Source organism: Archangium violaceum Cb vi76 (assembly GCF_000733295.1).
Classification (GTDB): domain Bacteria; phylum Myxococcota; class Myxococcia; order Myxococcales; family Myxococcaceae; genus Archangium; species Archangium violaceum.
The window spans coordinates 38,580-64,455 of sequence record NZ_JPMI01000022.1; the positions used below are offsets into that span (position 1 = coordinate 38,580).

Sequence of the window (25,876 nt, forward strand, 5' to 3'; positions counted from 1 at the left end):
TGTGAAGGTCCTTCTGCTCGGCTCTGGCGCGCGAGAGCACGCGCTCGCGTGGAAGCTGTCCCAGAGCCCGCGGTTGACGAAGCTGTGGGTGGGCCCGGGCAATCCGGGCACCGCCCGCGTGGCCGCCAACGTACCGCTGAAGGCGGATGCGCCCGACGAGGTGGTGGCGTTCGCCCGCCGGGAGCAGGTGGACCTGGTGGTGGTGGGCCCGGAGGCGCCGTTGATGGCGGGCGTGGCGGATGCGCTCGGCGCGGCCGGCATCGCCTGCTTCGGCCCGGTGGCGGGGGCCGCGCTCATCGAGGGCTCCAAGGCCTTCGCCAAGGAGATCATGGCCGAGGCGGGTGTGCCCACCGCCGGCTTCCAGGTGTTCACCGACGTGGCCGCGGCCGAGGCCTACGCGGTGGAGCAGGGCCGCATCGTCGTGAAGGCGGACGGGCTGGCCGCGGGCAAGGGCGTCATCGTGGCGCAGGACGCGCGAGCCGCTCGCGAGGCGGTGCGCGCGGTGGGTGCCATGGGAACGGCGGGCCAGCGGATGGTGCTGGAGGAGTTGCTGGAGGGCGAGGAGGTGTCCGTCATCGCCCTGTGCGACGGCGAGCGCTACGTGCTGCTCCCGCCAGCGCAGGATCACAAGCGGGTGGGGGAGGGAGACACGGGCCCCAACACCGGCGGCATGGGCGCCTACGCACCCGCGCCCTTCCTGTCCGCCGCCCAGCTGTCAGAGGTGGGCGAGCAGGTGATCGCCCCGACGTTGGCGACGCTGCGGCGGCGGGGAATCCCCTTCCGGGGTGCGCTGTATGCCGGGCTGATGCTGACGCGCAACGGGCCCCGGGTGCTCGAGTTCAACGCGCGTTTCGGTGACCCCGAGACGCAGGTGCTGATGATGCAACTGGCGGAGGACGTGCTGCCGCTGCTGGACGCGTGCGCGCGCGGCCGGCTGGAGCAGCGCCCGCTCGCGGTGCACCCGGGCGCCTCGGTGGGTGTGGTGCTCGCCGCCCACAACTACCCGGAGACGCCGCGGCGCGGAGATCGCATCGAGGGCGTGGACGCAGTGCCGGCCAGCTGTCCGGTGTTCGCCGCGGGCGTGGAGGAGAAGGGTGGAGCGTGGCTCACGGCCGGTGGCCGGGTGCTCACCGTGTGCGCGCGCGGTGCGGACCTGGCGGAGGCCCGCTCCCAGGCGTACGCCGCCGTGGCCCACCTCCGCTTCGAGGGCATGCACTTCCGCCGGGACATCGGCGCCAAGGGGCTGGGGGCGCCCACCGCGAAGTAACGTGACGCCGTGAGCCTGCTCTCCCGCTATCTGCTCAAGGAGCTGGTCGTCCCCCTCGTGGTGTGGGTGGCGTTCCTCTTCCTGCTCCTCTTCGTCATGCAGTTCCTGCGGGGCTCGGAGGTCATCCTCGGCTCGTCCGTGTCGCTGGAGGATCTGGGGCAGCTCATCGTCTACCTCGCGCCGCACTTCCTGATGATGGCGCTGCCGGTCGCCTTCCTGCTGGCCATCCTCCTGGGCCTGGGCCGGCTGTCGGAGGACCGCGAGCTCACCGCGCTCCAGGCGCTCGGCATCGGCCCGGTGCAGCTGCTCGCGGGGCCCCTGGCCATCGGCGCGGTGCTCGCCGCGCTCATGGTGCTCATCACCTCCACCGCCGAGCCGTGGGGCCTCACCAGCATCAAGACGTTCGTCGCGGACCTCATCAAGAAGAACGTGGTGGGCGACGTGAAGTCGGGCGTCTTCTACGAGGACCTGTCCAACCTCACCCTCTACGCCGAGACGGTCAACGCGGAGGACAGGCGGTGGACCAATGTGCTGCTCCATGACGACCGGGAGCCGTCCGCTCCCCTGTTGATGCTCGCGCGCAATGGCCGGGTGAACACCAACCGCGCCGGACAGGTGCTGACGCTGGAGCTCGGCGATGGCGAGGCGCACCGGGCCAACCAGGATTCCGAGTCCTACTCGGTCATCACCTTCAAGCAGGCGGAGATCGCCGTGGGCGTGGAGGGCTCCATGGGGCGGCGCAACCGCTTCCGCTCGCCGAAGGAGGAGCTCACGCCCTCCGAGTTGCTCCAGGCCGCCGAGGAGGCCGAGCGCACCGGGGGAGATCCCAAGCCCTTCCTCAACTCGCTGTACAACCGGTTGGGGCATGCGCTCGCGCCGCTGTCGTTCGCGCTGCTGGGCACGCCGCTGGCCATCGGGCGGCGGCAGGGCGGACGCGCGTGGGGTTACCTGCTGTCGCTGGGCGGCTACGTGGCCTATCACCTGTTGATGCGCTTCTGCGAGCAGCTGGGCCTGCAGGGCCGGGTGCCGCTGCCGTTGGCCAACCAGCTGGCCAACATCATCTTCGGCGTGGTGGGCCTGGTGGCCATGTACCGCGTCAGCCGGGCGGGGACGGTGCGGTGAAAGGCACGCTCTTCCGCTACGTGGTCCGCACGTACCTCCAGTTCGCGGTGGGCATCCTCGCCGCCGTGATCTCCATCTTCCTGGTGGTGGACTTCGTGGACCGGGCGCGCCAGTACACCGGCGAGGGCTGGCTGTGGAACGTGGTGGTGCTGTACGCCAACAAGGCGCTGGTGGCCACGCAGCAACTCGGGCCCGTGGCGCTGCTGCTGGCGGCGGGCACCTCGGTGTCCTCCCTGCGCAAGCGCGGCGAGGTGACGGCGATGCGCTCCCTCACCTTCGGCCCCAACGCCCTCTACCTGCCGGTGGCGCTGTGCGTGGGACTGGCCTGCGTGGGGCTCATCGCCTTCGACGAGTGGGTGGTGGTGAAGGCGTCCCAGCGCGTGGAGGAGATCACCACCCAGCGCTTCAACCGCTGGGGAGACTGGGGCGTGTACCACACGCCCAAGCAGTGGTTCCGCAAGGGAGATCAGATCTTCTACCTGCGCCGCGGCAACGCGCAGGAGGGCTTCGAGAACGTGGCCATCCTCACCGTCACCCCGGAGTTCCGGCTGGCGCGGCGCGTGGACGCGGAGACGATGCGCTCGGTGGAGGGCACGCGCTGGATGCTGGGGGGCGTGGTGGAGCGCTCCTTCACCAAGGACGGCAAGTCCCAGGTGCGCCAGATGGCGGAGGCCGAGTACGACCTGGGCGTCACCCCGCACACGTTCCGTCTGCGCCCCGGCCGGCCCGAGCAGATGCGCATTCCGGTGCTGCGCGAGCAGATCCGCGTGCGGGGCGAGGTGGGGCGGGATACGCGGCAGTTCTCGCTCGTGCTGCACAACCGCTTCGCCCACCCGATGGCGAGCCTGCCCGCGGCCCTGCTGGCGGTGGGACTGGCACTGCGCCCGGGACGCAAGGGACACCTGACGGTGGCGATCGTCGAGGGCCTGCTCATCTCCGTGACCATGTGGGGCCTGATGGTGGTGACGCGGACGCTGGCGCTCTCGGAGCGGCTGGCGCCCGCGGTGGCCGCGTGGTTCCCGGTCGCGCTGCTGTCGGTGGCCGCGGCCCTGCTGTGGCTGCGCGGTGAGGGCCGGCTGGGAGGCGGTGGCGCGTGAACGACCGGTCCGAGGTGCTCGATCGCTGGTTCCTGGTGTGCCTGGCCCTGTGGGGCGTGGGGTGCCTGTTCCTGGAGGCGTTCGCGGCGGTGGGGCTCGCGGCGTGCGCGTTGGTGGCGCTGGTGGCGGCCCGGCGGAGCGGCGTCACCGTGCGTGGCGCGCTGCGAGCCTGGTGGCCCCTGGTGGCCTTCCTCGCGTGGGCGCTGCTGGTGCCGGCGCTGTCCGGACACCGTCCGAGCGGAACGGGCGTGGCGCGCCTGCTGGACTTCGCGGGCATTCCCGTGGCGGCGGTGGCGTTCGGCCACCTGTCGGACGCGCGGCGCGTGCGTCTGGCGTGGATATTGAGCGCGGTGTTCCTCGTCTCGTGCGCGGTGGCGGGGTTTCAGCACTTCGGGGTGTGGCCCTCGCAGGAGGCCCTGGAGCCGCTCCGGTGGATGCGCCTGTCCTTCGAGCGCGTTTATGAGGCCGTGCCCGGCACGGAGAACCGCTTCATGGCCGGAGGTCTGCTGTTCCACCGGCTGAAGTTCTCGCACATCGGCGGCATGGCGGTGGCCTTCGCGCTGGGCGTGGGGCTGCACCTGAAGGGACGGCGGCGGACGGTGGCGCTGGCCGTGGCGGCGGTGGGGCTCGTCTCCGTGGGCCTCTTCCCGTACGCGCGTGCGGCGAGCGTGGCCCTGGTGGCGGTGATGGGGCTGGTGGTGCTGCTCGGCCTGCCGAGGCGCGTGGCACTGCCCGCATGTGCCGCGGTGCTCGGGCTGGCCGTCTTGACGCTGGCCGTCAATCGGCCTCTGCGCGAGCGTTTCCTCAACAGCTCCACGGAGAAGGGCTCGGGGAGCCGGGCGGCGCTGCTGGAGACGGGCCTGTGCGCGGTGCGCGCGCATCCTGTCACCGGCGTGGGCCCGGGACGTTTCCAGGCCCGCCTCTGGGCCACCCCGGACATGCCCGACCAGGCGCGCGAGCACCCGGGCAAATCCCACAACCAGTTCGTCAGCATGGCCGCGGAGACGGGCATCCCGGGCGCGCTGCTGTTCATGCTGTTGCTTGGCTGGCTACTCTGGCGCCTTCCCCGGAACCGGCCCGAGGGCCTCGGCGCGCTCGGGGCGCTCGCGTTCTTCTGCCTGCTGTCCCTGCTGCATGATCCGCTGTTCCATGTCCAGGCCTCGCAGGCCCTGGTGCTCATCCTGGGAACGGGCCTCAGCGCGGTCTCCCGGCGCGCCTGAGGGGTACTGGCGGAAGGGTCTCGAAGCGGGCTAAGTCATGGCGCGGGCCGCCTGTCTGGCCCACTGCTTCCCATGACTCAACCGGCTGCCAGTGACATTGGTGTGGGCGCGGTCCTGCGGGACACGTACGAGATCACCTCGCTGCTCGGGAAGGGAGGGATGGGCACGGTCTTCCTGGCCCGGCACCGCCGGCTCCCGGGCAAGCAGGTGGCCGTCAAGGTCCTCCAGAACAGCGCGAGCCTCAATCCCGAGCTGTATGCGCGCTTCCGCCGCGAGGCGGAGATCGCCTCCCAGCTCGGCCATCCCAACATCGTCGAGGTGCTCGACTTCGACACCCTGCAGGACGGCACGCCCTTCCTGGTGATGGAGTTCCTGCGAGGCGAGAGCCTCGAGCAGCGTCTGGCGCGCGGCCCGCTTCCGGTCGATGTGGCGCTCTCCATCGTCCGGCAGGTCTGCTCGGCGCTCCAGGCGGCGCACCGCGCTGGAGTCGTCCACCGCGATCTCAAGCCCGCCAACATCTTCCTCTCCCCCACCGACTCCGGGGGCGTGGTGTCCGAGCGGGTGAAGCTGCTCGATTTCGGCATCTCGAAGATGCTCGACTCGCAGACGCTCCAGACGCAGGAGGCGGTGCTGATCGGCACGCCGCAGTACATGGCGCCCGAGCAGGCCCTGGGGAAGAACAGCGAGGTGGACGCGCGCACCGACATCTTCGCGCTCGGGTGCATCGTCTACGAGCTGATGTCCGGCCGGCCGCCGTTCGCCGGAGACGGTGGCAGCATCGTGCAGGTGGTCTTCCGCATCGTCCACGGGCAGCCCGAGCCCCTGGCCTCGCTCTGCCCGGACCTCTCTTCGCGGATCATCGGGGCCGTGGAGAAGGCGCTCGCGAAGAGCCCGCAGGACCGTTACCCGGATGTCAGCGCCTTCGTTGCCGACCTGACCGGCAGCCCGCTCCAGTCGCTCGCCGGAGTGGGGGTGCCCTCGTTCTCCTCGTCGCGTGCGGCGTCCGTGCCTTCCGCCGCGGCGGATGATGGGCTCGGCGCGACGCACATGCCTTCGTCCACGGCGCGCTTTGGGGCTCCGGCTGCTGGTGCGGATGATGGGCTTGGTGCGACGCATATGCCCGCGTCGACCGCGCGCTATGGGGCTCCGGCTGCTGGTGCGGATGATGGGCTTGGCGCGACGCACATGCCTTCGTCCACCGCTCGCTTCCCGGCTCCTGGTGCCGCCGCGGCGGATGATGGGCTTGGCGCGACGCATATGCCCTCGTCCACCGCCCGCTTCCCGGCGCAGCCGGTCCCCGCGCCAGCCGCTGTGGCGGATGAGCGCGGATTCACTGCGGCACATGTGTCCTCGTCCAAGGCTGGTATCCCAGCTCCCGTTGTGCAGTCGCCACCGGCAAGCCCGGCTCTCGCTTCTCCTGCCTCAGTCGCGGCTCCTGTGCCTGAGGCCGCCCAGGTCACCGTACCGCCGACAGCCCCTGCTCGCTCGGGACCGGGGATGGGCATGAAGGCGGGAGGGGCCGTGCTGTTCCTCGCGCTCTTGGCCCTGGGCGGTTGGTTCGCGACCCGCTCCAGTGCTGTCCCCGCGGGCGGCACGCCCGAGCCCGTGGCGGCGAAGGCGCCCACTCCAAATCCCGTCTCTGCTGTTCCCATCGAGCCGAAGGTCCCGGCCGTGCCTGTCGCCGAGACCAAGCCTGTTGCCGAGACCAAGACCGTCGCCGAGACCAAGCCCACTGCGGTCGCTTCTGCACCCAAGACTCCAAAGCCCAAGGCTCCCGTGGCCACTGTGAGCGAGGCCCTGCCGGAAGGGGTGCGTGAAGACATCCAGAATGCGGAGAGCGCGCTCGCTGCCGGTGATTTCCAGAAGGCAATTAGTCTCGCTCAGACCAGTCAGCGGAAGAAGGTCACCCCGGCGTCGTTCTCCGTGCTCGCGCGTGCTTACTGCCGCAAGAGGGATCTCAATGGCGCCAAAAGGACATTGCTTGAGGGGAAGCAGCGGAAGATGTTGTCGGATAGGGAGCGAGAAAAGGTCATCGATTTCTGCGCGGATCACGACTTTCCGCTTGAGTTCTGAGCGCTCATGCCCGACTTGCGCGGGCCCTGGCACACCCCACAGGAGGCAAATGTGAGAGCGGTTCTGGCGATGTTCATCGCGGTAGGAGTGTTGTCTTCAGTCCCCGCCCTGGCGGCGGTGCCAGTGGAAGCGGGGAAGGTGTTCTCCGGCAAGGAAGGGGAACTGGTGTCGGTCGTTCCGCTCTCGCCGGTGGAGAGCAAGAAGGCCCTCCTGCGCGTGCAGGGCACGGGCAGCGAGCTCGATGGCAAGGCGCTTCCCTACGACGTGAAAGAGACGGGCGACTACGTCTACTACACCACCGAGATCCGGGGCCGGAGCTTCTCCACCCTCATCGCGCGCCCGGCGAGCGGCGGGACCCGGAGCTACACCCTCAACCTGCCCGGCAAGCGTGACGGCATCTCGGTGTCCTACGACGATGATCGCACCAAGTCCCTCAAGGGCGAGGAGGTGTACACACTCCATCAGAAGCAGAAGGCAGATGGCACGCTCACCAGGCTGATGGCGTTCGACCGCAAGGCCGAGGTGGCCGAGGTCGAGACGACGCTCGCCGAGCCGGTGAAGTCCATGAACACCGCGTGCGGCACTTCGGTGAAGGTGGCGATCGACTGGAACAGCATCTCGGACGAGCTGCTCAAGTCGTACAGCATCGCCTCCTACTGCGAGAGCCCGTTCGACGCCCTGGAGTCCCTGTGCGCGACGGCCGAGGGCAAGAAGGCCATCCAGGCGCATGTGAAGGAGGTCTCCTGCCGCTTCGGTGACGCCCTGAAGCTGGAGGTTCAGGCAGGCCGCGTCGCCTGGACGACCGCCAAGGACGCGTCGAACCAGGAGTCGTTCGCCACGAACTACTTCACGGAGAACCTCGAGTCCGCGAGGGGCCAGGGCGAGAAGCTCTCCGAGCGGCTGCGCCTGGAGAAGATCCGCGTATGCACCGACAACAAGGGGCACTACGTGGCGCTGATGCCCCATGAGCGGCAGACCGTGCAGTTGGCCTACGGCGACGACAAGAAGTTCGTCCAGGTCGCGTCTCCGCCCTGGGTGCTCTCCGGCTATCACTTCCTCGAGCCGCGCTTCTTCAACAAGACGATGAACCCCTCGTTCCGCGGGCTCGACATGCGCGTGTACTCGGAGGTGGAGCTGAGCGACGAGAAGAAGACCTGCGCGGTCCGCTGCGGCGATCGCACCATCCCCTTCACGCTGCTCGAGTCCGAGAAGGCCCAGGAGCTGGTGGCGAAGGCCACCATCGAGCCCAATCCGCAGCAGTACGTGCCCTATGCGCTGCTGCGCGATCAGCAGGGCCGCTACTACCTGGTGGAGCGGGGCTTCCAGCCGGGACAGGAGCGGAGCTTCCGCGTCTACATCGGCCCCAAGGGCAACCTGCAGCAGCAGAAGATGACGGACATCGTCTCCGACTCGGAGGGAGAGATCTTCGCCACGAAGAAGGGCGAGCTCCGGCTGGTGCTGGACCGGGCGGCCTCCTCGACGTGGCTCGAGAAGAAGAAGAAGACCGAGCTGCGCCCGGTGCCTGTCGAGGAGAACCTGCCGCTCATCTACAACGAGCTGGGGGTCTACACCGGTGCCCGCCTGGGCACGCCGTGTGACGACCAGTAGCTCCGTGCGCGCTGTCCCCCGGATGGAGCGTGTCCGCATTTGAACGCTCCACCGGGAGGCCCGTAGACTGCCCCCGCTTTACTTCTCTTTTCGGGGGCAGCAGACATGAAGCGGTTGTTCGCGTTGGCGTTCTCTTTGGGGTGCGCGGTGCCGGTGTCCGCCATGGCGGCGGATACCATCAAGGTGCAGATCCTCAGCGCCACGGTGAAGGATCAGAAGATCGCCGGAGCGGAGGTCATCGCCCAGAAGAACGGCGAGGCATCCATCAAGGGCACCACGGCGGCGGACGGCACGGTCCGGTTCGAGAAGCCCTTCGGCGGCGCCGATGACAGCGCGGTGAGTCTGATCGTCAAGAAGGATGGTTACTCGAACCTGGTGGTGAGGTGCCCGTGTGATGGCCTGTCGTACGCCATCAGCCCGGTGATGAGCCAGAACCTGGACGGCATGCGCATCGTGCTCAACTGGGGCGCGCAGCCGAGCGATCTGGACTCGCACCTGGTCCACCCCTCTACCCACGTTTTCTACTCCGCCAAGCAGGGTGACCTGGCCAACCTGGACGTGGACGACACCACGAGCTACGGCCCGGAGACCGTCACGCTGGAGAAGAAGAAGAACGGCGTGAAGTACCTCTACGCCGTGCACAACTACACCGAGGGCGACAAGCAGGGCTCGGTGACGCTCTCCAACAACAGCCAGGCGAAGGTGTTCGTCTACGTGGGCTCCTCGCTGGTGCGCACCTTCACGCCGCCCAGGGGCAAGGCGGGCAACGTCTGGGTGGTGTTCGGCATTGGCGACAACGGCGAGTTCTACGACATCAACAAGTTCACCGACGTGAAGGACCGCGGCCAGGTGGGCTCCTTCATGCAGGGCCTCATCAAGGGCGGCGGCTTCCAGTCCGTGCCCGAGGTGTCGGTGGATCAGACGCGGCTCGCGGACACGCTGAACAAGCAGGGCGAGAAGGCCTATCACGCGGGCAAGCTCGACGAGGCCGTGTCGTTGTACCTGGAGTCCATTGCCAACAACCCGGAGCATGGGCAGGCGTACAGCAACCTGGGGCTGGCGTACCAGAAGCTCAACCGCAACGCCGAGGCGCTGTGGGCCAACCGCAAGGCCATCGCGCTGGCGTCGGGCAAGGCCGCGGCCACCATCCGCGCGAGCTCCTTCTACAACATCGCCCGTGTCTACGAGGGTGAGCAGAAGTGGGCCGAGGCGTTGGAGAACTTCCAGTCCGCGCTGGGCCAGAAGGACCACGACGCCTACAAGAAGGGCATCGCCCGGATGCAGGAGAAGCTCGGGCAGAACTGAGCCGTCTTTGCAACGCCGAGCCTAAAAGCAGGGTCCACCCGTGAACATCCGCCCTTCACATCGTGAGGGGCCCTCCCAATCATCCGCCCGGTATGGAGAACGAGAAGAACAAGCTGGCGGATGGTGAGGAGTTGCACCACCGCTTCGGCAGCCACCTGCGCCGCCTCAGGACCGCGCAGCAGCTCACCCAGGAGCAGCTCGCGGAGCGGAGTGGACTGTCGGTGGACGCCATCCGGCGCATCGAGCGGGGGGCCTTCTCCCCCTCGCTCGAGACGTTGGCCAAGCTGACGGAGGGGCTCGACGTCTCCTTGAAGACGCTGTTCCAGACCTTCGAGCGCGAGAAGTCCGATCGGGTCGCGGAGATCTGCGACTTCCTGTCCAACCGCTCCGGGAGGGACGTGCAGCTCGTGTGGCGTGTGGTGCGCGCCATGTTCGAGGAGCGCTGAGCGCTCCGGCGGATCCTCTGGGACGGACCGGGCGGATGTTCCCTGTTGCCCGAGCACGTGCTGGTCTAGTCACGCGAGGACATGCCCGTTCCTTCCCGCGTCGTCCTCGTGGTCGAGGACGAGACCGATCTTCGCGAGATCATCCAGGATGTGCTCGCCGGGGAGGGGTACCAGGTGACGTGTGCGATCGATGGAGCCCAGGCGCTCGAGCTGCTGGCGGGTGGCCTGCGGCCGGGCCTGGTGCTGCTCGACTTCTACATGCCCCGGCTGGATGGCTGGGCCTTCCTCGAGCGGATGAGGGGCGAGCTGGGTCTGGGTGATGTGCCTGTCGTGGCCATCAGCGGCTCGAACGTGTCCCATCCCTCCGTCACCGCCGTGATGCGGAAGCCTTTCGACATCTCCGAACTCCTGGAGATCGCTCAGCGGTTCGCGGGATGAGGGCTGGCTCCTCCGCTCGCTCCACGGCCGTGCGCGGAGTGGGGGAGAGCGGCTCCCGTGTAGGCTGCTCGTGAGCGCTATAGGCTGAGCGGCCCCGGTGTATCGCGCCCGGGTCATTCGCCGCATGAGCGCCAGCCGTCTCGAACAACTCCGCGCGGAGGTCCGCGCCCGCGCCGAGAACCGTCCCGGGGTCTACCGCATGAGAGGCCCCTCGGGAGAGGTGCTCTACGTGGGCAAATCGGTGAAGGTTCGCACGCGGTTGCTCTCCTACTTCCGGGCGCAGCGAGGGGAGAAGGGGGCGGAGATCATCGGGCACGCGCACGGGGTGGAGTGGGACTACGAGCCGAGCGAGTTCGCGGCGCTCTTGCAGGAGTTCCGTCACATCAAGCGCTGGCGGCCCCCGTTCAACGTGCAGCACAAGCGGGACAACTCGTTCTGCTTCATCAAGCTGACCCGCGAGCCCGTGCCGCGGCTGCTGGTGGTGGGCCACGTCATCAACGACGGGGCCGAGTACTTCGGTCCGCTCCGAGGGCGGCAGGGCGCCACCGCGGCGGTACGGGCGGTGGGTGATCTGCTGGAGCTGCGGGACTGCTCCTCGGACACGCCCATGCGGCTGGCGGATCAGATCGAACTCTTCCGGTTGAAGGAGGATCCGCGCTGCATGCGGGGCCAGGTGGGGCGCTGCCTGTCTCCGTGTGCCGGAGGCTGCACGCGCACGGAGTACATGGCGCGCGTCAACCAGGCGCGGGACTTCCTGAATGGGGTGACGGACCAGCCACTGGCCCTGCTGCGTGAGCGGATGAGCATGGCGTCCCGGCGCCTCCAGTTCGAGTACGCCGCCGAGTTGAGGGACCGCGCGGAGACGCTGGAGCGTGTGCAGGCCGAGTTGCTCGAGATTGGCCAGTTCGTGGAGCGGCTGTCCTTCGTGTACACGGTGCCGGGTCATGACGGGGAGGATCGTGCCTACGTCATCCGCCGGGGGAGCGTGCGCGCCGAGTCCGCCGCTCCGCGTACGCCGCACGAGCGGCTCGCCCTGGAAGCGACGGTGGGCGAGGTCTTCGAGCGGCCAGAGCCGGCGATGATTGGCCTGCGGGCCCACGAGGCGCAGGAGGTACTGCTCGTGGCGCGCTGGTTCCGCCTCAACCCGGGGGAACTGGAACGGACCGTGCCCGTGGTGACCTTCCCTGCCCGTGGACCAGCTCTGGGAGCCGTGGAAGCCCCCTCTCCCTCTGGGAGAGGGTTGGGGTGAGGGTCTTCACTCAACCGACGACGGTGAAGCTCCCCAGGTCCGTGGCCCGGCCGTTCACGAGGGCCTCGACCCGGTGCGTGCCGGCGTAGTGCTTGCGCGTCGTCAGGGTGGCGAAGGAGATCGACTTCTCGAGGGTGCAGGAGGCACCGGGGAGGAGATCGACCTGGGTGCCCTTGAAGACCTTGGGACTGGCCGAGCCGTTCGCCTTGACGAAGTGCACGGCGAAGTCGACGACGGCCTGCTGGCGTGTCTTCGCGGGGTTGGTGACGGACAGGGTCATGGAGACGCTCTCTCCGAGCCGGACGCGCCTGGGTTGGAACGAGGCCGTCACCTCGAGCTCTCCGCCTCCCTGGAATCCGAGCACCGAGAGGGCGCGCGCATCACCTCGCTTCACGGCGGAGCGGAGCGCGTGGCGGATGATCCACAGGCGCTCGGGCGAGGCCCCTTCCTTCCAGCGGGCGCAGGTGTCCACGAGGACCTCGGGGTGGTCCTTGCCGATGTCGTTCAGGTTGTTGGCGACGGAGCGTCGGACGTAGAGCTCGGGGTCATCCTTGAGCAGCTCGAGGAGCGCGAGCACCGGGCGGGGATCCTTCTGGAATGCACGGAGCCGGGAGGCCCAGGGGAGCCGGGGCCGCGTGCCCTCCGAGACGAGCCGCCGGACGTGGACGTTCGGATCCTTCGTCCACTGGTGGAGGCGCTCCAGGGTTTCGCGAGGGTAACGGTCGATGAACGGGCGGATGGAGAACTCGGAGGTGAACCGTTTGGTGAGCTCGTAATGGGCGCGCATCGACGTCTCGAAATGCTCGAGCCCGTGCTCCGCGACGTACATGGTGTGGGGCATGTAGATGAACACGCCCATGCCCTGGAGTTCCTCGCGTTCGTGCTCCGGCCCGAGCGAGCGCAGCAGGATGTCGGCGGAGCGCTCGAAGTCGGCGGGGAGGGCGCGGTGCATGGCCCGCATGATGTGGCGGGCACGGCCCAGGAGCTCGTGGGCCTCGAGTCCGTCAGTGGCCTCGGAGAGGAAGCGTTGCTCCGGGAAGGACGTGTGGGCGCCACGCATCATGGTGGAGATGCGCTTCACCACTCTCTGGTCGAAGAAGTTCTTGAGCTGCTCGGGCATGTTTTCCTTCACTCCTCGGAGGGCTCCGATTCTGCATTCTCCTGCTGTTCCTGTTCGGCCTTTCGTTTCTCCCGCTCTTCTCTCAGGCGCGACAGGGAATGCAGGGTGTGGCGGTTGAGATTCTTGTGATACACGGCGTGGTAACGCTCACCCGCGATCGTTACCAGCAGCATGGGAGAGGCAGGATGACTCGTCAGCCACTCCAGGGCTTCCTCCCGGGTGTTGAACGATGCGGCCACGGGAGGCAGGTGCTTCGAGCTGGAATCATCGAGGAAAAGCTCCGCTATATCGTTTCGCCACAACTCACGAAAGCCCTCCTCACGTGAATACCAGATATTGAAATACTCATCGCCGATCAAAATCTTGCCGCCGCTGGGCGGTTGCGAGAGGCTGTTCAGCCAGGCGTATGCCTCATCGCGCGTGTTGAAATGGGCGATGGCTGGCGGAGGAATAGAGCGATAGTCTATGATGTGGTTCTTGAATGCCTCTTGCTGGTTGGTGTCTGCGACGAAATTGAGCAATTCGATGATGACGAGCGTGTACAGTTTTTGTGCCGGATCCGCTGTTTCATCAAGTGCTTGGAGGAGGAGTGCCATGCCCTGTTGCGCCAGTGCGTCCGTGTGCGCTTTGAAGGTGGCGCTCACGTAGCAGGTGCGCGTGGGGTCCAGCCTTGTGCGGTAGTCTTCAAAAACGTAGACTTGGCCGGTACTGACGATGAAGAGCCAGTGTTCGCGCACGTACTGCCAGGCAGCAAGCTCTCCCTCTCTTCCGGCCGATTCAGCCGCCCGTTGCAGGCTCCCAAGCCTTAGCAAGCCTTCATTGAGGAGATCATGGATTTGCATTCAAGACCTCGGAGACACGTGGGGCGGCGGGAAATCCCGATAGCGGCTCTATCGAAGCCACCGCAAGGAGCGGTACCAGGTAGAGAGCACCTCCCCCCGAGCCTGCCATGGCGGCGACGAATGCCACCCCCGCGATGACAATGAGGGTACCCGTCACGATTTCCTTCCGGTGTTTCTTGAGCCAATCAACAGCGATTTCCACGCCCGTGAACTCTTGAACTTCCTGCTCGGCCCATGGCCCCTGTCCGTTGATGCACCTCTGGTGGAAATCCGTGCAGGTGCGTTCACACCAGCGGCCCCTGTTTTTTGCCCATGACCCAAGATAGCTCGGGTACTTTCTACCTTCGATCGGGATGGGTCTCGGGCTGCTCGTGCACAGTGAAATGCACATCTGCTGTTTGGAATCACAATGGGCGGAGGAGGTCGCGACGCGCACGAGCCTTCCATCAAGTCCACCGTGGCTCGCGTGGTAGGGGTATTTCGTCAGGTCGAAGTCCTCGAGGGGCTTCCAGGTGTGGCTCACCTGCCCGTCCGGCGATTCTTCGATGACGAGCACAGAACGGGCCAGTTCCCGCGCGCTCATGGGTCCAGGGGCTGGGTAGCGGGTGGCCGTACAGGCCGCAAACAGCAGACAGAGGACCGCGGCGCCGAGCCTTCGTGGCGCCAGAATCGTTTTCATGGGGTGCATGTACCTTCTGGTGATCTTTGTTTGGGCGTACCTCAGCGCGACTCGAGTGCCCGGCGGTAGGTGGCCAGGGTCCGTCTCGCACAGTCTTCCCAGTTGAAGAGCGCGGCACGCTCGCGGCCCTTCTCCGACAATTCGCGGCGCAGGGCATCCTCCCGCAGTAGCTTCAGCGCCGTCTCCCGCCATGCGTTCGCGTCATCCGGCGGGAGCAGCAGCGCGGCATCGCCCACCACCTCCGGCAGCGACGTGGCCCGCGCCACCACCGCCGGTGTGCCGCAGGCCATGGCCTCCAGCGGCGGCAACCCGAAGCCCTCGTAGCGCGAGGGCATCAACAGCGCCGTCGCCGCCCCGTACAGGCGCGGCATATCGTCCTCGGGCAGGTCCGCCAGCTCGATCGTCGAGTCCGGGAAGCCCAACTCCCACACCGCGCCCTTGCCCGCCAGCAGCACCATGGGCACCGGTAGCGACGGCGCGATCTCCGCCAGCATCCCCAGGTTCTTGAAGGCCTTCGTGTTGCCCACCGCGAGGAAGAAACGCGGCGGCAGCTTCCGGCGCTCGCGGAAGTCCTTCAGCTCCGACGCCGTGGGCGGCTGGTAGCGCGCGTCCACCCCGTTCGGAATCACCTGCAGCCGGTAGGGCGACAGGCCGAGCTCCCTCGCCAGCTCCGCGCGGGAGAACTCGGACACGGTGATGAGCGCCTTCGCCGTCTTCGCCCTCGGGCCCACCACCAGCTTGTAGTAGGCGCGCTGGCCCAGGCCGTACTCCGACGACAACACCAGGTGGTTGGCGTCGTGCAGCGTGGCCACCAGCCGCCCCGGCCACAGCGCGGGTACCGAGAAAGAAGTCGCGTGGAACAGCTCGGGCGCCAGCCGGACGAGCGAGGCGGCGAGCGCTGGTTGCTCCAACGGCGACAGGAAGCCCACCGGGCAGCGGTGCAGGGGGATGCGCGGCGTGAGCGCTCCCAGCCCCTCCGGCAGCCCCTCCGGGCCCGTCAGGCCGCTGAAGCTCAGGTCCGGCGCCAACTCCGGCAGCCGGCTCGCCAGTTCCAGCGCGTAACGCGCGATGCCGTGCAGCCGGCCACGCACCATCCGCAGGTCGATCAGGACGCTCGCCACGGAGGTGCCCCTACCACACGCGCGGACCCAAGTGGGGCGCTCGGTTGGCTGGTTGTCGGCAAGCGGGCCCGGCGGTGATACAAGGCCCGCCCGTGAAGGTCGCCCTCGTCCACGACTGGCTCGTCACCCAGCGCGGCGGTGAGCACGTGCTCGAGGCACTGTGCGAGCTGTTCCCGCAGGCGGATATCCATACCCTCGTGCACCGCCCCGGCGTCGTGCACCCGCGCATCGAGTCGCGGCCCATCCATACCTCCGTCCTCCAGCGCATTCCCCGCATCCACAAGCTCTACCGCCACTTCCTCCCCGTCCTCCCCCAGGTCATCGAGTCCATGCGCCTGGAGGGCTATGACCTCGTCATCTCCTCCAGCCACTGCGTGGCCAAGGGCATCCGCAAGCCGCCCGGGGCCAGGCACCTCGCCTACGTGCACGCGCCCATGCGCTACATGTGGGATCTCTTCGACGACTACTTCGGGCCGGGCCGTGCCTCGCTGCCGGTGCGCGTGGCGGCGCACGCCGTCCGCCCGTACCTCCAGAAGTGGGACCGCGAGAGCACCGCCGGGGTGGACCGCATCCTCGTCAACAGCCAGCACATCGCCGGCAAGGTGCAGCGCTTCTGGGGCCGCGAGGCCGCCGTGGTCTACCCGCCCATCGCCCTGGACCGCTTCTGCCAGCACCCGCTCGAGGGGCTCGGCCAGGGCGGCTACTACCTGTGGCTCGGCGCTTTCGCTCCCTACAAGCGGCTCGACATCGCCCTGGAGGCCTTCCGCCACCTGGAGGCCCCGCTCTGGGTCGTGGGCACCGGCCAGGAGGCGGCGAAGCTCACCTCGGGGCCGCTGCCCTCGCACATCCGCTTCCTCGGCTCCGTGCCCAACGAGGCGCTCGCCGGCCTCTACCGCGACGCGCGCGCCCTCATCTTCACCCCCGAGGAGGACTTCGGCATCGTCCCCCTGGAGGCCCAGGCCTGTGGCCGCCCCGTCATCGCCTACGGGCGGGGTGGGGCGCTGGAGACCGTCAGCCCCCGCACGGGCCTCTTCTTCGACGAGCAGACGCCCGACGCCCTGGTGGAGGCCGTGCGCCGCTTCGAGCAGTGGGAGCCCGCCTTCCAGCCCGCCGATGCCCGCGCCCAGGCCGAGCGCTTCAGCCGCGCCACCTTCCTGCGCTCGGTACAGGCCGAGGTGGACGCGCTGATGGCTCCCTCCGCCCCCGTCCGCCGGGCCGCCGTTCCCTGAGAGCCCTGACACCGGTGTCCTGGTGGGTGTCTTTTCCGAGGGTCCCGCCCCCGGCTCCGGGGCTCGCACCGTTGGCCACAAGCCCGGGCAACCCCTTGGATTCCGGGCGCTTTTCATGGTAGGAGCCCACCCGGCCGCATGGGGTGTCCGCTACGGGACGGCTCGTGGGTGCGGGGTGCGACGATTGCAGGTCGCGGCCGAGCGTTTTGCAGGCCACAGAAGGAGGCCCGCGTGTTCAACCGGTTCCAGCGCTTCTATACGTCCATCAAGGTCGCCGCCGACGTGGTGATGCTGACATTGGCGTTCGCGCTCGCCTACGTCAGCCGCTTCGAGGGCCCCATCCCCGTCTACTACGGCCTGCCCGCCGTGCAGGAGACGCTGCTGTCGCTGGCGACGGTGCTCATCGTCTTCCCCGTCACCTACCGGCAGGCGCGGCTGTACGCCACCAACCGGGCGCGCACGCACATCGGCGAGGTCTTCGAGGTCTTCAAGGCCACCATCATGGCCACGCTCATCGTGGTGGCCCTCACGTACTTCACCCGTGAGCGCTACTCGCGTCTGATGCTGGCCTTCTTCGCCACCTACTCGTTCGTGGGCGTGTCCGCGGTGCGGCTGGTGCTGCGCGCGGTGCTCAACGAGGTGCGCCGGCGCGGCTTCAACCTCAAGTCCATCCTGGTCATCGGCGCGGGAGACCTGGGCCAGCGCGTCATCGAGACGGTCGAGGGCCACAAGGAGCTGGGCTTCCGCGTGGCCGGCGTGCTCACGCTGCGCCCCGAGAAGGTGGGCCAGCAGGTGCGCGGCGTGCCCGTGCTGGGGCTCGTCAAGGACGTGGACGCCGTGCTGGATGCGCACCCGGTGGACCAGGTCATCATCGCCGTGCCGCTCGAGGAGCAGGCCGCCGTCAAGCCGCTCATGGAGCAGCTGGCGCTGCGCACCGTGGACGTGAAGGTGGTGCCGGACCTCTACCAGTACGTCACCCTGTACGGCGGGCTCGAGGAGTTCGGCGGGCTGCCCATCATCAGCCTCCAGGGCGATCCCATGTCCGGCTGGAACATGGTGGCCAAGCGCGTCTTCGACATCCTCTTCGCGCTGGTGGCCATCGCCGTGAGCGCGCCCATCATGCTGGCCGTGGCCATCGCCGTGAAGCTCACCAGCCGCGGGCCCCTGCTCTATGCCCAGGAGCGCATGGGCCTGGATGGCGACACGTTCCACATCCTCAAGTTCCGCACCATGCGCGTGGACGCCGAGTCCTCCGGCGCCATGATGGCCAGCAAGGACGACCCCCGGCGCACGCCCATTGGCACCTTCCTGCGCAAGTACTCGCTCGACGAGCTGCCCCAGTTCTTCAACGTGCTGGTGGGCGACATGAGCCTCGTGGGTCCGCGCCCCGAGCGGCCCGTGTTCATCGAGGAGTTCAAGAAGCAGATTCCCCGCTACCACCTGCGCCACAAGGTCAAGGCCGGCATCACCGGCTGGGCGCAGATCAACGGCCTGCGCGGGCAGACGTCCATCCAGAAGCGGATTGAGTACGACCTGTACTACATCGAGAACTGGTCGCTGCTGATGGACTTGAAGATTCTCATCCGCACTGCACTGGGCGGCTTCCTGTCGAAGAACGCCTACTAGCTCGCAGAGCGTCCGGGCGGGTGTGTGGGCTGCCGCACGCCCGGAGCCGAGACTCCTGCGCTCCCGGTCGCGGACCGGTCTAGTATCCGGGGCGCATGGCTGAACAACAGCTCGGAGCGCATCTGGTCCGCAAGGGCCTCATCACGCAGGCTCAGCTCGATGAGGCGCTGAAGTCACAACTCATCTACGGCGGCAGCCTGGGCACCAACCTGGTCGAGCTGGGAGTGCTCGACCTGGGCGTGTTGGGGCAGGCTCTGTCGGACACGTACCACTTCCCGCTCGCGCAGGACGCGGAGCTGGAGGCGGCGACGGCCGAGACGATCGCGCTGCTCAAGCCCGAGCAGGTGCGCAACCACCTGGCGTTCCCGCTGGCCCTCGAGGGCCGCCGCCTGCGCGTGGCCATGGTGAATCCGCAGGATCCCAAGCACGTGGACGCGCTCGGCTTCGCCACGGGCATGCGCATCGTGCCGGCGATCCTCCCGGAGCTGCGCCTCTTCGACTTGCTGGAGAAGCGCTACGGCATCCCCAAGCCGTCACGTCCCGTGCGTCCGGGTCAGCCCAAGCCCGCGGTGGGGCAGGGGGCTCCCGTCGCGCAGCGGCCCGCGCCGTTGTCCGCGCAGGCTCCTGCCTCGGCCCAGCCGGCTCCGGCCGCCGCCGCGCGGCCCGTGGCCCCGGGTGCTTCGGCTCCTGCCGCGCCAGGTGCGCCGCAGCCTCCCGCTGCCGGTGCTCCGGGCGCGGTGGCCGCCGCTCCGCGTCCCGCGGGCGCTCCGCCCGTGGCCGCCGCTCCGGGTACCAATCCTGGGATGAATCCCCAGGCTCAGCCTCCGACGGCGGCTGTCGCGGGCCAGCCCCCGGGCGCGCGGCCGACGCCCGCGGCTCCCGCTGGGGCCCCAGGTGTTGCCGCGAAGCCCGCTTCCGCTCCGGTGCCGGGCGCGCCCGGTGCCGCCGTGGCTCCGAGGCCTCCGGCACCCGTGGGTGGGGCTCCGGTACCCGGGGCTCCTGGGAGTGTTCCGGCCGGGGCCGCGGCGCCTCGTCCACCCGTTTCGCCTGGCGCGCCGGGGAGTGCTCCGGCTGGCGCCGCTTCCGCTCAGCCTTCCACGGCGGCGCCTGTCGCTGGGCCGGGTGCTCCCGCCGGAGCCGCGTCTCCGCAGGCCGCTGTCGCGCCGAGGCCTCCTGGGGCGCCGGGAGCGCCAGGGGCTCCGCCCTCCGCGGCCGTGCCTCCGCGTCCTGCTCCCGTGGGCGTGCCTGGGGCACCTGGCGCGCCGGGTGCCGCCGCGGCACCTGTCGGAGCAGCGCATCAGCCCGGTGTGGCGAAGCCGCCCGCGGGACTGGCGCCCTCGACGCCTCCCGCGCCGGGTACACCGGTGGCCGCGAAGCCCGCGGGAGCAGCTCCGAGCGTTGCTGGCCCCGCGCAGCCTGGGCAGAACCTGCCTCCGGGAATGATGCCTCGCGGTGCTCCGGGGACGTCTCAGCCGGGAGCCACGGGCGCCGCCGCGCCCGCTCCGGGCTCGAGCGTGGGTCCGGTTCCGCCGCAGGCCGTGCGTCCTCCGGCTCCTGGGGCGTCGCCCGCTCCCGCTGGTGCTCAGGTTCCTCCTGGCTCGCCCGCCGTGGCGCGTCCTCCCGTGGGTGCTCCACCTCCGGGTGCCGCGCCTCGTCCCGCGCCCGTGGGAGCGCCGCTCCCGGGGAGTCCTGCTCCCGCGCCGGCACAGGGTGGGGCAGTGCCTCCCGCTGGAGCTTCTCCGGCCACGACTCCCTCCGCGATGGCTCCCTCGGCCCCTGCGCCTGCTCCGGGCGTGGGTGTGTCGGCTCAGCCCGTGCCCGCTCCCAAGCCTGCGGCTCCGGGTGTGGCGGCTCCGCAGCCCGCGCGTGCTCCCGTGCCGCAGCCCGCATCCGTGGCGCCTCGGGCTCCGGCCGCTCCCGTGCCCGCCGCGCCGCAGGCCGCACCCACTGCTCCGCAGGCCGCGACGCCTGGAGGTTCTCCGTTCGCTCCGATTCCGGGGCCGGTCCAGAGCACGCCTTCCGCTCAGCCAGCGCCCGCCGCTCCCGTGCCGGAAGCCAGGCCCGTGGCGGCTTCTCCGGACATCGCTCGCAAGCCCGAGGTGCCCTCCACGCCAGCGGTGGTGGTGGCTCTTCCGGTGGCTTCGGCTCCTGCCTCCGCACAGGCCCCGGCTTTTTCGGCTCCGCCTTCTACCCAGACCATTTCCTTCCCCGTCACGCTCAAGGACGCGCCTTTCCCATCGCTGGATGCCGAGCCCGAGCTGGAGGGCACGGCTCCCCTGATGGAGGAGGCGGCCCCCGCTGCTCCCGCCAAGGCGCCCGCCGCACCCCAGGCCAGCGCGCAGCCGTCTCCGAAGATCGAGTCCGCGCCCATCGCTCCGCCTCCCGCGCAGGAGCCGAAGAAGGCGGAGCCCGTGGCCGAGGCGCCTGTCGCGGTGCCTCCTTCCAGTCCGCCTGCTCCGGCACGTGAGGCCCTCGCGGCCAGCCCGGTGGTGCCCGCACCCATCACGGCCCCGGCCCCCGCGGCCCCCGCGGCCCCCGAGCGCAGGCCCAGGACCCTTGCCGTGCAGCCCGTTGAGCTGCCCTCGGAGCCTGTTGGGGACATCCAGGTGTCGTCTCACCTGGAGCTCATGGACTGGCGCCAGACGGAGACGGCGGAAGCCGGGTCGGGTACCGAGTCCTCGCCTCCCTGGACCCGGCGGGCCATCGAGGTGGACTTCTCGTCGGAGGAGGCAAGCCCCACCGAGGCCGGTGTCTCCGATGCGGACGGGGAGGTTCCCCTGGCGTCGGTGCACGAGTTCATCCCGACCTGGGATCCCTCGGCCGAGCCGCCCCCCGCGGAGCCGGAAGCGGCTGTGCCACCCGAGGAGGGCTTCGCCGGGTGGGACGATGGGACGGGCGCGTCGGCGGCCACTCCGGCTGAGGCCTCGGAGCGCATCAAGCTGGTGCAGTTCCAGGAGTCGCTCGATGCCCTGCGGCAGGCGACGACTCGGGGCGAGCTGGGCAAGGTGCTGCTGGACTACTGCCAGGGCCGCTTCCCGCGAGGCTTCCTGCTGGGCGAGACGTTCGGCTACGCCCGTGTGGGCCGTGCGTACGGCCCGGGCAGCGACAAGTACGAGGTCTCGGCGTTGCAGGTGGACCTCGAGGCGCCCTCGCTGCTGGCCATGGCCGCGGCGGGGGGGAGGGCCGTCGTCTCCAGCGTGCCGGAGAGTCCGATGGACGAGCAGCTCTTCGCCGCGCTGGGCGAGTCGTTCTCGCACCTGATGGCCGCGCCCATCCGTTTGAAGCAGCGCACGGTGGGCTTCGTCGTCCTCGACAGCGGGCCCTCTCCGTTCGGCGCAGAGGAGCTCGATGAGCTGGAGCAACTCCTCTCGGCGGCCTCCGAGGCCTACGGCCGGTTGCACGACGTCTCGTCTTGATATCGGGGGCATTCGTGCCCGTCCTGCTGCTCTCGCCGCGCTTCAGTGATGATTCGATTGCGCTCGCCACGGAGGCTTCGGGCCTCTCGTGGCGCGTGCACCGGCTTCATGATCGGCGTCCTCCCTCCCGGTTGGCCGAGGAGTACCTCGTCTTCTATGGCGAGTCGTTGCTCGCGGATACCGTCGGGAAGGCGCTGGGGCTGGCGCTGATCGAGCCCGCCGCTGACACGCTGTCCCAGTTGCCTGCGGAGCATGTGCGCAGGGACGTGCGTTTCACCACGCTCGGCGAGGCCCGGAGTGAGCGGTTCCCGCGCTTCGTCAAACCGGCGGATGAGAAGCAGTTCCGAGCGGCGGTGTATGGCTCGGCCTTGGAGCTTCCCGGTTCGGAGATTCTCGAGGACAGCCTGCCCGTGCTGACGGCCGAGCCCGTGCGCTGGCTCGACGAGTACCGCTGCTTCGTGCTCGAGGGCCAGGTCGTGACCGCGAGCCCCTACGCCTGGATGGGCGAGCGCGAGGAACTCTCACGGGCTGGGTTTGATCTGGATGCAGCGAGGGTCTTTGCCTCGGATGTGCTCACGAGGGCAGGGGAGTTGTTTCCGCCTGCGGTTGTCCTCGACGTGGGCCGCATTGAGTCTCGTGGGTGGGCCGTGGTCGAACTGAACCCCGCCTGGAGCTCGGGCCTGTATGCGTGTGACCCGGCCGGAGTGCTGAGGGTACTCCAGCGCGCCTCGGGGACTCAGCGGACATCCGCGTCCCGTGACGCACGGTGGCTGCGCCCACTGCCCGATATCGAGTGATGACGAAAAAGGCCCCGGTACGTGTGTACCGGAGCCTCTTTGCTTCACGGATTCATGTCTGGGTTTCGCGTAGACCCTCACCCCGTCCCTCTCCCAGAGGGAGAGGGGAGTGGGTTGAACCCGAGTATTTCCGGCACCCTCACCCCGTCCCTCTCCCGAGGGGAGAGGGGATATTGGGGCTACGGGCTCAGCTGCAACCGCTCGTCGTGCCGCAGTTGCTGCACTTGTAGCAGGCGCCGTTGCGCACCATGATCTCGCCGCACGTGTGGCACGGCGGCGCGTCCGCCTGGTTCAGGTACGTCCTCCTCGGCGTCGACATCGGCAGTGCCACCGCTGCCACCTGCACCGGCTTCGCCGCAGGCTCCGCCACCACCTGCTTCTCCACCGCCTCCTCCACGCCGTCGGCCTGCTCGCTCGGCAGGAACTTCAGCGACAGCCACCGGAAGATGTAGTCGACAATCGACTTGGCGATCGGCACCGCCGGGTTGCCCGTGAAGCCGCTCGGCTCGAAGCGCGTGTGGACGAACTTGTCCACCAGCACCTGCAAGGGCACTCCGTACTGCAGCGCCAGCGACACCGCCGTGGCGAAGCTGTCCATCAGCCCGCTCACCACCGAGCCTTCCTTCGCCATCACGCAGAAGAGCTCGCCCGGCGTCCCGTCCTCGTACATGCCCACCGTCAGGTAGCCCTCGTGGCCACCAATCGAGAACTTGTGCGTGATCGCCTGCCGCTCGTCCGGCAGCCGCCTCCTCATCGCGTTGGCGTCCTTCACCGCCGCCAGCGCCGGCTCGGCCACCGCCGCCTTCGTGTCCTTCACCTTCTCCTTCGACGTGTTCAACGGCTGCGTCCGCTTGCACCCGTCGCGGTACACCGCCACCGCCTTCAGGCCCAGCCTCCACGCCTCGATGTACGCCTTCTCGATGTCCTCCACCGTGGCGTCCGACGGCATGTTCACCGTCTTCGAGATCGCTCCCGACAGGAACGGCTGCGTCGCACCCATCATCTTCAGGTGCCCCATCCAGTGGATGCTGCGCTGGCCCTTCGCCGGCTTGAAGGCGCAGTCGAACACCGGCAGGTGCTCGGGCTTCAGGTGCGGCGCGCCTTCAATCGTCTCGTGCTTGTCCAGGTAGGTGATGATGTCCTGGGACTGGGTCTGCGGGTAGCCCAGCTTCTCCAGCGCCTGCGGCACCGTCTGGTTGACGATCTTCAGCATGCCGCCGCCCACCAGCTTCTTGTACTTGATGAGCGCGATGTCCGGTTCAATCCCCGTCGTGTCGCAGTCCATCATGAAGCCGATGGTGCCCGTGGGCGCCAGCACCGTCACCTGGCTGTTCCGGTAGCCCGACTCCGTGCCCAGCGCGAGCGCCTCGTCCCACGCCTTCTTCTGCGCCGCGAACAGCTCCTCGCTCACACCCTCGAGCGACACGTTGTACGCCGCCTTGCGGTGTTTGCGGATGACGCCGAGGAACGGCTCCTCGTTCTTCGCGTAGCCCTCGAAGGGCCCCATCTTCCCGGCCAGCCGCGCGCTCATCGCGTACGCCTCGCCGCACATCAGCGAGGTGATGGCCGCCGCGTAGTTGCGGCCCGCGTCCGAGTCGTACGGCAGACCCGTGGCCATCAGCAGCGCGCCCAGGTTCGCGTACCCCAGGCCCAGCGGCCGGAACTTGTGGCTGTTCTGGGTGATCTTCTCCGACGGGTACTTGGAGAACCCGACGATGATCTCCATCGCCAGCAGCACCACGTCCACCGCGTGCTTGAACGCGTTGACGTCGAAGTCGCCGTCGATGGTGCGGAAGTGCATCAGGTTCAGCGACGCCAGGTTGCAGGCCGAGTCGTCGAGGAACATGTACTCCGAGCACGGATTGGACGCGTTGATGCGGTCCGTGTTCGAGCAGGTGTGCCAGTTGTTGATGGTGCTGTCGAACTGCAGGCCCGGGTCACCGCACAGGTGCGCCGCCTCGGAGATCTCCCGGAACAGCTCGCGCGCCTTGAGCGTGTCCATGGGACGCCCGTCGCGCACCGCCCGCGTCGTCCAGGCGCTGTCGTTCATCACCGCGCGCATGAACTCGTCCGTCACGCGCACCGAGTTGTTCGAGTTCTGGAAGAACACCGACGAGTACGCCTCGCCGTTGAAGCTCGGATCATACCCGGCCTCGATCAGCGCCCAGGCCTTCTTCTCCTCGTTGGACTTGCACCGGATGAAGTCCAGCACGTCCGGGTGGTCCGCGTTGAGGATGACCATCTTCGCCGCGCGCCGCGTCTTGCCGCCGCTCTTGATGACGCCGGCGAACGCGTCGAAGCCCTTCATGAAGGACACCGGGCCGGACGCCGTGCCGCCACCGGCCAGCAGCTCCTTGCTCGAGCGGATGGTGGACAGGTTGCTGCCCGTGCCCGAGCCGTACTTGAAGAGCATGCCCTCCGTCTTCGCCAGCCCGAGGATGGACTCCATGGAGTCCCCCACCGAGTTGATGAAGCACGCCGAGCACTGCGGGTGCTCCTCCACGCCCACGTTGAACCAGACGGGGGAGTTGAAGGCCGCCTTCTGCCTCAGCAGCAGGTGCGTCAGCTCGGCGTGGAACGTGTCGCGGTCCGTCGCCGTGGCGAAGTAGCCGCCCTCGGCGCCCCAGCGCGTCAGCGTGTCCACCACGCGGCCCACCAGCCGCCGCACGCTCGTCTCACGCTCCGGCGTCCCCGGCGTCCCTCGGAAGTACTTCGATGCCACCACGTTGGTGGCCAACATGGACCAGGACTTGGGCACCTCGATGTTCTTCTGCTCGAACACGGACTTGCCGTCCTCGCCCGAGATCGACGCCGTCCGCAGCTCCCACGCCAGCTCGTCCGCGGGATCCACCCCTGGCGTCGTGAAGAAGCGCTCCACCGTCAGACCGCCGGCAGGGGCTCTCGTCTTCAGCCCCGCCACCGTCTCCTTACCGTCCAGAACTGCTGCCGTGGCGCTCAGGTCGCGTTCCATGGTCCCTCCCACTGCTCTCACTCAGCGTATGACTGCAAAATTTGCAAAATGCCAAGCCCGCGAGATCTCTCGGGATCGAGTGATCTCGGTTCGACACGTCTCGCCCCGGTGGGGAGAGGTGCGTGGCGATGGTTCAATCTCTTGTTTCTTGGGATCCCGCCTGGTTACTGGCTCGGCGGGCAGGTAGGCAAAGGTACGATCTTCGATCCGGACTCGTCAAGGTTCTGTGCCCCCCAGATCTTGTGTCCGC

19 protein-coding genes are annotated in these 25,876 nt (G+C 68.6%); 14 read left to right on the forward strand and 5 right to left on the reverse strand.

Annotated features, from left to right (window positions below; all coding sequences use genetic code 11):
• Position 1 precedes the first annotated feature (1 nt).
• From purD to Q664_RS04040, 10 genes are all read left to right on the forward strand, one after another.
• Entirely contained in the window at positions 2 to 1,267 is a 1,266-nt protein-coding gene (gene purD / locus Q664_RS03990) for a phosphoribosylamine--glycine ligase (RefSeq protein WP_043389934.1), read from the forward strand.
• A 9-nt stretch (positions 1,268 to 1,276) separates the two neighbouring features.
• Entirely contained in the window at positions 1,277 to 2,389 is a 1,113-nt protein-coding gene (locus tag Q664_RS03995; protein ID WP_043389935.1) for an LptF/LptG family permease, read from the forward strand.
• On the forward strand, positions 2,386 to 3,486 hold the full coding sequence (locus Q664_RS04000; protein ID WP_043389936.1) for an LptF/LptG family permease: 1,101 nt from the start codon (positions 2,386 to 2,388) through the stop codon (positions 3,484 to 3,486). Before Q664_RS03995 ends, Q664_RS04000 begins: the two co-directional genes overlap by 4 nt.
• Entirely contained in the window at positions 3,483 to 4,706 is a 1,224-nt protein-coding gene (locus Q664_RS04005) for an O-antigen ligase family protein (RefSeq protein WP_043389937.1), read from the forward strand. Before Q664_RS04000 ends, Q664_RS04005 begins: the two co-directional genes overlap by 4 nt.
• A gap of 72 nt (positions 4,707 to 4,778) precedes the next feature.
• On the forward strand, positions 4,779 to 6,779 hold the full coding sequence (locus Q664_RS51545; RefSeq protein ID WP_075207330.1) for a serine/threonine-protein kinase: 2,001 nt from the start codon (positions 4,779 to 4,781) through the stop codon (positions 6,777 to 6,779).
• 51 nt (positions 6,780 to 6,830) lie between these two features.
• The gene (locus Q664_RS60510) at positions 6,831 to 8,387 is read left to right on the forward strand and encodes a hypothetical protein (RefSeq protein ID WP_235216545.1); all 1,557 of its coding nucleotides are present in this window, start codon (positions 6,831 to 6,833) and stop codon (positions 8,385 to 8,387) included.
• 105 nt (positions 8,388 to 8,492) lie between these two features.
• Positions 8,493 to 9,692, forward strand: a complete 1,200-nt coding sequence (locus tag Q664_RS04025; protein WP_043389938.1) for a tetratricopeptide repeat protein — start codon at positions 8,493 to 8,495, stop codon at positions 9,690 to 9,692.
• Between the two features lie 92 nt (positions 9,693 to 9,784).
• Positions 9,785 to 10,138, forward strand: a complete 354-nt coding sequence (locus Q664_RS04030; protein WP_043389940.1) for a helix-turn-helix domain-containing protein — start codon at positions 9,785 to 9,787, stop codon at positions 10,136 to 10,138.
• 81 nt (positions 10,139 to 10,219) lie between these two features.
• Positions 10,220 to 10,576: a response regulator gene (locus tag Q664_RS04035; RefSeq protein WP_043389941.1), complete on the forward strand. Its 357-nt coding sequence runs from the start codon at positions 10,220 to 10,222 to the stop codon at positions 10,574 to 10,576.
• 124 nt (positions 10,577 to 10,700) lie between these two features.
• On the forward strand, positions 10,701 to 11,825 hold the full coding sequence (locus tag Q664_RS04040; RefSeq protein WP_063934657.1) for an excinuclease ABC subunit UvrC: 1,125 nt from the start codon (positions 10,701 to 10,703) through the stop codon (positions 11,823 to 11,825).
• Positions 11,826 to 11,835: 10 nt separating this feature from the next.
• Here the strand turns inward: Q664_RS04040 and Q664_RS04045 are convergent, their stop codons facing one another.
• The 4 genes from Q664_RS04045 to Q664_RS04055 are packed head-to-tail and all read right to left on the reverse strand — an operon-like array spanning position 11,836 to position 15,560.
• Positions 11,836 to 12,945, reverse strand: coding sequence for a DNA alkylation repair protein (locus Q664_RS04045; RefSeq protein ID WP_043389983.1), 1,110 nt, complete (start codon positions 12,943 to 12,945; stop codon positions 11,836 to 11,838).
• An 8-nt stretch (positions 12,946 to 12,953) separates the two neighbouring features.
• Positions 12,954 to 13,787: a hypothetical protein gene (locus Q664_RS54035; RefSeq protein ID WP_052517646.1), complete on the reverse strand. Its 834-nt coding sequence runs from the start codon at positions 13,785 to 13,787 to the stop codon at positions 12,954 to 12,956.
• The gene (locus Q664_RS60515; RefSeq protein WP_235216546.1) at positions 13,774 to 14,466 is read right to left on the reverse strand and encodes a hypothetical protein; all 693 of its coding nucleotides are present in this window, start codon (positions 14,464 to 14,466) and stop codon (positions 13,774 to 13,776) included. The genes Q664_RS54035 and Q664_RS60515 overlap by 14 nt, the downstream gene beginning before the upstream one ends.
• Before the next feature lie 41 nt (positions 14,467 to 14,507).
• Positions 14,508 to 15,560: a glycosyltransferase family 4 protein gene (locus Q664_RS04055; protein WP_084609515.1), complete on the reverse strand. Its 1,053-nt coding sequence runs from the start codon at positions 15,558 to 15,560 to the stop codon at positions 14,508 to 14,510.
• Between the two features lie 119 nt (positions 15,561 to 15,679).
• Between Q664_RS04055 and Q664_RS04060 the strand changes: the two genes are divergently transcribed.
• From Q664_RS04060 to Q664_RS04080, 4 genes are all read left to right on the forward strand, one after another.
• Positions 15,680 to 16,816 carry a glycosyltransferase gene (locus Q664_RS04060; protein ID WP_043389943.1) on the forward strand — a complete coding sequence of 379 codons (1,137 nt, stop codon included), beginning with the start codon at positions 15,680 to 15,682 and terminating at the stop codon, positions 16,814 to 16,816.
• Between the two features lie 231 nt (positions 16,817 to 17,047).
• Entirely contained in the window at positions 17,048 to 18,442 is a 1,395-nt protein-coding gene (locus tag Q664_RS04065) for an undecaprenyl-phosphate glucose phosphotransferase (RefSeq protein ID WP_043389945.1), read from the forward strand.
• Between the two features lie 95 nt (positions 18,443 to 18,537).
• The gene (locus tag Q664_RS54450) at positions 18,538 to 21,858 is read left to right on the forward strand and encodes a GspE/PulE/PilB domain-containing protein (RefSeq protein ID WP_075207332.1); all 3,321 of its coding nucleotides are present in this window, start codon (positions 18,538 to 18,540) and stop codon (positions 21,856 to 21,858) included.
• A 14-nt stretch (positions 21,859 to 21,872) separates the two neighbouring features.
• Positions 21,873 to 22,655, forward strand: a complete 783-nt coding sequence (locus tag Q664_RS04080; protein WP_160174329.1) for an ATP-grasp domain-containing protein — start codon at positions 21,873 to 21,875, stop codon at positions 22,653 to 22,655.
• A 187-nt stretch (positions 22,656 to 22,842) separates the two neighbouring features.
• On the opposite strand, the gene Q664_RS04085 is transcribed toward Q664_RS04080, so the two are convergent.
• Positions 22,843 to 25,626 carry a vitamin B12-dependent ribonucleotide reductase gene (locus Q664_RS04085; RefSeq protein ID WP_043389948.1) on the reverse strand — a complete coding sequence of 928 codons (2,784 nt, stop codon included), beginning with the start codon at positions 25,624 to 25,626 and terminating at the stop codon, positions 22,843 to 22,845.
• Between the last annotated feature and the right edge of the window lie 250 nt (positions 25,627 to 25,876).

What these genes read in the sequence shown, in the direction of transcription:
- Q664_RS51545 (WP_075207330.1), top strand. Translation starts at nt 4,779, where the DNA reads ATGACTCAACCGGCTGCCAGTGACATTGGTGTGGGCGCGGTCCTGCGG.
- Q664_RS04025 (WP_043389938.1), top strand. Translation starts at nt 8,493, where the DNA reads ATGAAGCGGTTGTTCGCGTTGGCGTTCTCTTTGGGGTGCGCGGTGCCG.
- Q664_RS04030 (WP_043389940.1), top strand. Translation starts at nt 9,785, where the DNA reads ATGGAGAACGAGAAGAACAAGCTGGCGGATGGTGAGGAGTTGCACCAC.
- Q664_RS04035 (WP_043389941.1), top strand. Translation starts at nt 10,220, where the DNA reads ATGCCCGTTCCTTCCCGCGTCGTCCTCGTGGTCGAGGACGAGACCGAT.
- Q664_RS04040 (WP_063934657.1), top strand. Translation starts at nt 10,701, where the DNA reads ATGAGCGCCAGCCGTCTCGAACAACTCCGCGCGGAGGTCCGCGCCCGC.
- Q664_RS04045 (WP_043389983.1), bottom strand. Translation starts at nt 12,945, where the DNA reads ATGCCCGAGCAGCTCAAGAACTTCTTCGACCAGAGAGTGGTGAAGCGC.
- Q664_RS54035 (WP_052517646.1), bottom strand. Translation starts at nt 13,787, where the DNA reads ATGCAAATCCATGATCTCCTCAATGAAGGCTTGCTAAGGCTTGGGAGC.
- Q664_RS60515 (WP_235216546.1), bottom strand. Translation starts at nt 14,466, where the DNA reads ATGAAAACGATTCTGGCGCCACGAAGGCTCGGCGCCGCGGTCCTCTGT.
- Q664_RS04055 (WP_084609515.1), bottom strand. Translation starts at nt 15,560, where the DNA reads ATGGTGCGTGGCCGGCTGCACGGCATCGCGCGTTACGCGCTGGAACTG.
- Q664_RS54450 (WP_075207332.1), top strand. Translation starts at nt 18,538, where the DNA reads ATGGCTGAACAACAGCTCGGAGCGCATCTGGTCCGCAAGGGCCTCATC.
- Q664_RS04085 (WP_043389948.1), bottom strand. Translation starts at nt 25,626, where the DNA reads ATGGAACGCGACCTGAGCGCCACGGCAGCAGTTCTGGACGGTAAGGAG.